The 6,924-nt window shown below is 66.5% G+C and carries 4 protein-coding genes and 2 pseudogenes; 3 read left to right on the top strand and 3 right to left on the bottom strand.

The annotated features are described in order from the left end of the window. Positions 1-347 precede the first annotated feature (347 nt). Positions 348-596 (top strand): annotated as a pseudogene (locus NM2_RS53305) (recombinase family protein); the annotation flags it as partial. Positions 597-830: 234 nt separating this feature from the next. On the opposite strand, the gene NM2_RS46655 reads toward NM2_RS53305, so the two are convergent. Next, positions 831-1,817 carry a GlxA family transcriptional regulator gene (locus NM2_RS46655; protein ID WP_067684186.1) on the bottom strand — a complete coding sequence of 329 codons (987 nt, stop codon included), beginning with the start codon at positions 1,815-1,817 and terminating at the stop codon, positions 831-833. Between the two features lie 73 nt (positions 1,818-1,890). Here NM2_RS46655 and NM2_RS46650 point away from each other — a divergent pair, with 73 nt between their 5' ends. Next, the gene (locus tag NM2_RS46650) at positions 1,891-2,730 is read left to right on the top strand and encodes a dienelactone hydrolase family protein (RefSeq protein ID WP_067684190.1); all 840 of its coding nucleotides are present in this window, start codon (positions 1,891-1,893) and stop codon (positions 2,728-2,730) included. A 201-nt stretch (positions 2,731-2,931) separates the two neighbouring features. Here NM2_RS46650 and NM2_RS53300 read toward each other — a convergent pair. Both NM2_RS53300 and NM2_RS46640 read right to left on the bottom strand, forming a co-directional pair. Next, positions 2,932-3,090, bottom strand: a pseudogene (locus NM2_RS53300) (Tn3 family transposase); the annotation flags it as partial. A gap of 343 nt (positions 3,091-3,433) precedes the next feature. Continuing rightward, positions 3,434-4,966 carry an amino acid permease gene (locus NM2_RS46640; RefSeq protein WP_067684181.1) on the bottom strand — a complete coding sequence of 511 codons (1,533 nt, stop codon included), beginning with the start codon at positions 4,964-4,966 and terminating at the stop codon, positions 3,434-3,436. Between the two features lie 624 nt (positions 4,967-5,590). Here NM2_RS46640 and NM2_RS46630 point away from each other — a divergent pair. Continuing rightward, positions 5,591-6,850: an amidase domain-containing protein gene (locus NM2_RS46630; RefSeq protein ID WP_067684178.1), complete on the top strand. Its 1,260-nt coding sequence runs from the start codon at positions 5,591-5,593 to the stop codon at positions 6,848-6,850. Positions 6,851-6,924 lie beyond the last annotated feature (74 nt).

The following is a 6,924-nucleotide window of genomic DNA, read 5'->3' as shown; positions in this document are numbered from 1 at the left end:
TGGAGCCCGGCGCATGCTCAGCCTGCGACGCGACGAACTCAACGCCCACTTTCCCGGCCTGCTCGACGCGGTCCTGTGCACCGCAGCCGAAAAGTTGTGACGACGGCTATATCGCAGGAAACAATTCCGCAAACTCAGCCGATGTAAGGGCTGGACATTCCCCTTCAGCCGCTGCGTGACCCCGTCGCGACACCGAGCTGTTCCAGTGGTGGCTATGCCCGGGTCTCGACCATCAAGCAGAGCCGCGAGCGCCAGCTCGACGCCCTCACCAACACCGGACTGCCGGACCGACGAACGGATCTACGTCGATAAGAACACCGACGCCACGGTCGCCCGGCCCGGCCTGACTGCTCGAATACGCACGCCCCGCCGACACCGTCGTCGCCTACACCCTCGGCCAGCTCGGCTGGAACCTGCGCGGAGTGCTGAACCTCGTCCACGACCGCGGCAAAAAGGGAATCGGCGTGCGCACGCTGGCCGACCTGCTCCCGATCTACACCGCCGACGAGGGCATGGGCGGTATCGCGTCCCTGCTGCTCGCGCTGTTCGCGGAGATGGAACGCGCCTTCACCGTCGAACGCGCCGCCCACGCTCGCGCCGTTGCCGAATCCAAGTCCGCCACATCGGCCGACCCACCGCCTGGCCCGACGACAAGATCGACTACGCCCGACTGCTCCGTGAAAAAGGGAAATGGCCTCGGCGAAAATCACGAGCAAGGCCGACATCCCGAAGACATCACTGCACCGCTACCTCACGCCGGCGACCGAACAAGCACGGTGATCGCGGCGGCTACCTGGCCGAACAGGGCTTTATGTACCAGTGGACTCCCATCAGGTCGATGCGGCCGCGCGGGTGCGGGTGGCGGTCGGTGTCTCGCCGGTGTGCCTGCGGTAGATGCGCCGGAAGGCCGCCGGGTCGGCGTAACCCACCGCGCCCGCGATCACGTCGACGGGTTCGCGGGTGGTCGTGAGCAGGGTGGCCGCGTGCCCGACCCGGAGGCGATGAACATATTGGATGGGTGACACGCCGACGCGGTCGCGGATGCGGCGGGTCAGAGTGCGCGGGGAAACCGCTGCGACACCGGCCAATTCGTCCAGCGATAGTTGCCGGTGCAGATTGGCGTGCACGTGCTGTTGCACGGCGCGCAGCACCGGGTCGGTGGCCCGTAGATGCTCGAGCACCATGTAGCGCGACTGCGACATGCGGGCATCGAGCACCAGGTAGTGAGCCACCTGCTCGGCCAGTGCACCGCCGCCGAGGCGGGCAACCAGCGCCAGCAGCAGATCCGTGTGGGCGAAAGCCGCACCGGCGGTGAGTATTGCGCCGCTGTCGACCACCATGCGATCGGAGTGCACGGTGACATCGGGGAAGCGGCGGGCCAACAGCGGCGCCAGCCACCACGTAGTGGTGGCGGCCCGGCCCGACAGCAGACCCGAGGCCGCGAGCACGAAGACAGCCGAGCAGGAGGCAGCCACCGTAGCGCCGGAATCAGCGGCACGCCGGATGATTTCGACGGCCTGCATGGTCCGGGGTCGGGTCAGCAGCTCCTCGACACGCGCTTCGCTGGACGCGGACGGCCCCGGCAGCACCAGAACGTCGCCGGGTTCGAATCCCGCCGCGCCGAGCGGGGTTTCGGTATCGACGCTGATCAACCGACCACCGCTGGATCGGACCGGTAGCCGATCGAGTGATGCGACGCGCTGTCGCAGCCGCCCGCCCGTCGCGTCACCGGCGATCCCGGCTGCCGTGTCGACGATGTCGACACCGAGGCCGAGTGCACCTTCGAGCACACCGTCCAGCGCGAGGTGGGTAATCATGTGGCGAGACTAGACCGAAGAGTGGCGCTCTCGCCGATGGCGGTGTGCTGACCTGCTGCGGCAGAGTTTGGGTGTGCAGCAATCTCTCCCGCAGGATTCTCTCGACGACGACCTCGCCGATTTCACACCTCGGTCGATCACGCTCGACGGAGTAGCCCGCACCGTGTACGTCAGCGGTAACGGACCGGCGGTCATCGTCATGGCGGAAATGCCCGGCATCAGTCCCGATGTGGCTCGCTTCGCCCGCTGGGTGCGCGAGGCCGGACTCACCGTCTACCTGCCGTCACTGTTCGGCCGCGACGGTGCCTATCCGGAGGCGGAGGCCGGCGTGGAAGTCTTCGAAAGAGCCTGTGTCAGCGCGGAATTCCGGGCCTTCGGCGCGGGCAAGTCCAGCCCGGTCACGGTGTGGCTGCGTGCGCTGGCAGCCCTGGCCCATCGCGAATGCGGCGGTCTCGGGGTCGGCGCGCTGGGTATGTGCTTCACCGGCAATTTCGCGCTCACCATGATGCTCGAGCCCGCGATGCTGGCGCCGGTGTTGTGCCAGCCGTCGCTGCCACTGGATGAGCCTGGCGGACTGGAGATTTCGCCCGGTGAGCTCGCGGCCGTGCGGGAGCGACTCGATCGCGATGATCTCGTGGTGCGCGCCTATCGCTTCGAGGGCGACCGGTTTTGCACCGCGCAGCGTTTCGCCGCCTACGCCGCAGCGCTGGGTCCGCGTTTCGAGCCGCGAGTGCTGCCCGCCGACGCGGCGAATCCCTCTCCGCCGCAGTTCTTCTCGCAGATCGTCGGCTGCCCGCACAGTGTGGTCACCGCGCATCTGGTCGATACGGCGGGAGAGCCGACCGCCGCGGCCCGCGACGAGATCCTCGCCTTCCTCGTGGACCGACTGACTGCGGACGTCCCGTTGCAGTGACAACGTCCACTGCTGGTCCGGCTTCGCGGCCACTTCCGACGTGCAGGAATTCTCCAGCCCGCAACACGTTCTCGGCTCAGGTCCAGGCGTGTGTCCACGTCGAGCCGGAATCGGCCATAAGGGTTGATATTCGACCAGAACAACGGCGAACATCGCCCGGCGTTCGTTCTCGCCGATCAGGTCGTGGAATTCCGGATTCTCCAGGACGGCTTGGAGCAGAAGGGTATTGATGTGCACCATCGCCGATTGCAGCAGGTGCAGCGCCAGCATCGAGACCCCGACGTGTTCGCGCCCGGCGCCGGTGAGCTGGGAGTCCTTGCCGTAGAACACGACGGTGTTGGCGGAGTTCCAGTTCTCCACCACCTGCTACCCGCGGTTGATCTCCTGTCTGAGCTCTTCCGACGCGAGGAAGTCGCAGGCGAAGATCGTGCGCACCCCCCGTCCCCCGCTCGCGCACGCAGTGCCGGTGCACCACCCCGCGCCGCGTCCGGTGAGCGGAAGTCGGTCCTTGCCAAGGAGTTTGGTATCAGCCGGGAATCGCCTACAGCTACCCGCGAGCCGAGACCGCCACAAGCTGAGCCCGGCGCCGCGGTCTCCGTGCATACGATTTCGAGCCGAAAGCACCGTGGTGCAGGTGAGTTCGCGCGCGCCGATCGACTCAGCGATCCCGCGACTTTCGCGCTCGGTATCTTTGCCGACGTTCCTACTCTTGCCCGTGTTCGTCGAGAACCGTGGCCGGTTCGCCGCCATCGTTCCGGCGCAGCGGACGCTCGGCCAGAACCGGGAACCGACCCGTGATGCCCTCCCGCTGCTGTGCGATACTCGCCACTCGCTTGCGAGCCAGGAACCACCCGCCGACCAGCGCCGGAACCATGATGACGCCCCCCGTGAACACCGCGCCGCGCTGTACCTCGTCGTCGCTGAATGCCATCAACGCCACTACGGTCACCAGGAACACCAGCGTCGCCACGCTCGTATAGGGCGTGCCGATCAAACGGAACGATGGACGCTCCGCCAGCCCTTTGCGCCACCAACGCCACAGCTGCAGCTGACAGACGACGATCGCGCCCCACGAGGTGATGGTGCCCAGCGTCGACATATTCAGCACGATCTCGAATGCCTTCTCCGGCACCACCGCGTTGAGGCCGACACCGATGAGCGCGATCGCCGCGGTCGCCAGGATGCCGACGTAAGGTACGCCGCCGCGGGACATCCGCGCCGCGATCGCCGGCGCACTGCCGTTCATCGACATCGACCGTAGGATCCGGCCGGTCGAATACAGGCCGGCGTTCAGGCTGGAGAACGCCGCGGTCAGCACCACCAGGTTCATGACCGACCCGGCACCGTCCACGCCGATCCGCGAGAAGAAGGTGACGAAGGGACTCTCACCGGACTTGAAGGCGGTGTAGGGCAGGAGCAGGCCGAGCAGCACCAGCGATCCGACGTAGAACAGTGCGATCCTGGCGATGACGGAGTTGATCGCACGCGGCATGATCTTCTCCGGGTTCTCCGTCTCGCCGGCCGCCGTGCCAACCAGTTCCACTGCGGCGTAGGCGAATACGACACCCGTGGTGACGAGAACCAGTGGCAGGACGCCGCTCGGGAACAGCCCGCCGTTGTGGGCTATCACGCTCGGACCGGTGGTTTGGCCTTTGATGGTGAACCGGCCCGCGAGGAAGACGGTGCCGATGATCAAGAAGGTGACCAGCGCGACGACCTTGATCAGCGCGGCCCAGAACTCCAGCTCACCGAACCACTTCACCGAGACGAGGTTGATGCCCACCACCAGGGCCAGGGCGACCAGGGCGATCAGCCACTGCGGTATCGCCGCGAAGGCCCCCCAGTAATGGACATACGTGGCGACGGCGGTGATATCCACGATCCCGGTCATGCACCACTGGAAGAAGTACATCCACCCGACCGCGAAAGCCAGCTTCTCGCCGTAGAACTCACGGGCATAGGAAACGAACGACCCCGAGGACGGACGATGCAGCACCAACTCACCCAGCGCCCGCAGAATGAAGAACACGAACACGCCACAAACGGCGTACACGATGAACAATCCCGGGCCCGCCCCGGCCAAACGCCCACCCGCACCCAGGAACAGCCCGGTACCGATGGCGCCACCGATCGCGATCATCTGCAGCTGACGCGGACGCAACGCTTTGTGATATCCCGCATCTTCCGCATGCAGCGCATCCGCGGACACCTCCGAGGGGGGTCGCACTGTTGTCATGCCTGGGTCCTCTCTCAGGTGACGACGATCATATCGCCGATTAATGTACCGTCAAACAACGGTACGATCAATAGGTGTGTCTACGTCGGTGTTCGAGTCCAGCCTGACATTTGGTGCGTGAGAAGGGATTTCGGTGACGAGGGGCGGGCTATATCCGGGTCAGCACGGTTGATCAGAACACCGTCCGGCAGCTCGACGAGAGTGAGGTGGAACGCACCTTCGTCCCGCCGCTGACGCCACGCGGTGAGGATGCTGGATCCAACAATGAGGGACTTGTACACGCCGACGCGGTGCTCGCTGCGCCACGGCCGCGTCGCGCCGGAGGTCAGCCAGCGCCATCACACTGCGGGACGGGTGCTGATCTTCGCCATGGACGGGCAGCGGATCGAAGTAGTTCGACTGACAGAGGCGAGAACTCGGTCTTCGTCTCCGTGCGCGGCGAGACCGTTGAGGAGGTCACATGCTACTGGAACGCGCTGAGCGCAGGCTCGACCGTCGTGGTCCCGCTGGGCCCGGCGGGCTGGGCCAAGGCGTATGGCACTTTGCGGGATCGATTCGGCGTGGTGTGGGCGCTCGACGTGGTGCGGCACGGGTAGAATGTGCGCTAGCACTGGAGGGGGTTCGATGGTTACCTTTGTCGATTTACGCGACGCGAAACCGCAACTCTGGCAGACCGCCGCGGACGACATGCTGGCGGTCTCCAAACAGACCGAGCGCACTGCCGACAACATCCACGACAACGGCATCAAGGAATTGTCCGAGAGCTGGCCCGACAAGACCGGCGACCGGGCGCGCGACGTCCTGGTCAAGATCGCCAACCGAATGGTCAACGCCAGCACCCTGTCTCGCGGCGCGACGACCGCGTTGGACACCCTTCAGGACGCGGTGGGCATTGCCCAGTGCGAGCTGACCGGCGCGGTGCAGCGCGCCGGTCAGCTCGGCCTGTCCGTCGACGGCAACGGCCGGGTCACCATTCCCAAGGGTGCCGTCCCCGACGCGCTGATGTTCCTCGAAATGGTCGAGGTCCAGCGCACGATCGACGACGCCGTCGAGGCCGCCACCCAGGCCGATCAGGCGTGCGTGGACGCCATCAACGCGGTCTCGGTCGACCCCGACGCCATCGACGCCGCGCAGGCGCAGGCCCGGCAGGCCACCGCCGTGCAGAAAGCCCTTGAAGCCCTGCGTGATTCGCTCCCGGACGGCCTGACCGAGGCTCAGGTGGCGGAATGGTGGGCGGGCCTGACCCCCGAACAGCAGCAGGCACTCATGCGCGCGGTCCCCGTCGAATTGTGCAATCTGCGCGGCATTCCCGAGGACGTGAAGAACGGCCTGCGCGACGACGGCCGCGGCTACGACCCCACCAAGACCGTCGCCTGGGCCCTCGCCCACGCCGACGACACGAGCATCGACGTCTTCGACAACAACTGCGCCAACTTCGCCTCGCACAGCCTGCGCGAGGGCGGCCTCCGCGACAAGATGGACTTCTCGAGCTGGGGCACCCTCGACGACGACAACTGGGGCACCTCCGCCGCCGGTGATATGGGCGTCCCGTTCATCGAGGGCAAGACCCACACCGAGTCCTGGTACAACTCCGACGCCCAGCGCAAGTTCTTCCTCGCCCACGGCGGCTCGGAAGTGCCTGTCGCGCAAGCGAAACCGGGTGACGTCGTGTACTTCAACTACGACGACGGCCCCGGCGACCACCCCGACGGCGTCAGCCACCACACCGCCGTCGTGACCGCCGTGCTCCCCGACGGCGAGGTCCTCTACACCCAGCACACCCCCGGCGCGGCCAACCAGAGTTTGCAGGACCGGTTGCCCGTCGGCGAGCAGCGCGAGGGGCGGCAGTCGGTGACGATCGTGCGTCCGAAGGAAACCTGGTGACCCTGCCGCGCCAGCGTTCCGGTCCGCTCCTCGCCGTCGGGCTGATCGCGCTCGCCGCGACCGTGCTCGCCTTC

Origin of the sequence: Nocardia miyunensis NBRC 108239 (assembly GCF_001613065.1) — a bacterium.
GTDB classification, from domain to species: domain Bacteria; phylum Actinomycetota; class Actinomycetes; order Mycobacteriales; family Mycobacteriaceae; genus Nocardia; species Nocardia miyunensis.
This window is presented reverse-complemented; position numbering and strand designations above follow the sequence as displayed.

What these genes read in the sequence shown, in the direction of transcription:
- NM2_RS46655 (WP_067684186.1), bottom strand. Translation starts at nt 1,817, where the DNA reads ATGATTACCCACCTCGCGCTGGACGGTGTGCTCGAAGGTGCACTCGGC.
- NM2_RS46630 (WP_067684178.1), top strand. Translation starts at nt 5,591, where the DNA reads ATGGTTACCTTTGTCGATTTACGCGACGCGAAACCGCAACTCTGGCAG.
- NM2_RS46640 (WP_067684181.1), bottom strand. Translation starts at nt 4,966, where the DNA reads ATGACAACAGTGCGACCCCCCTCGGAGGTGTCCGCGGATGCGCTGCAT.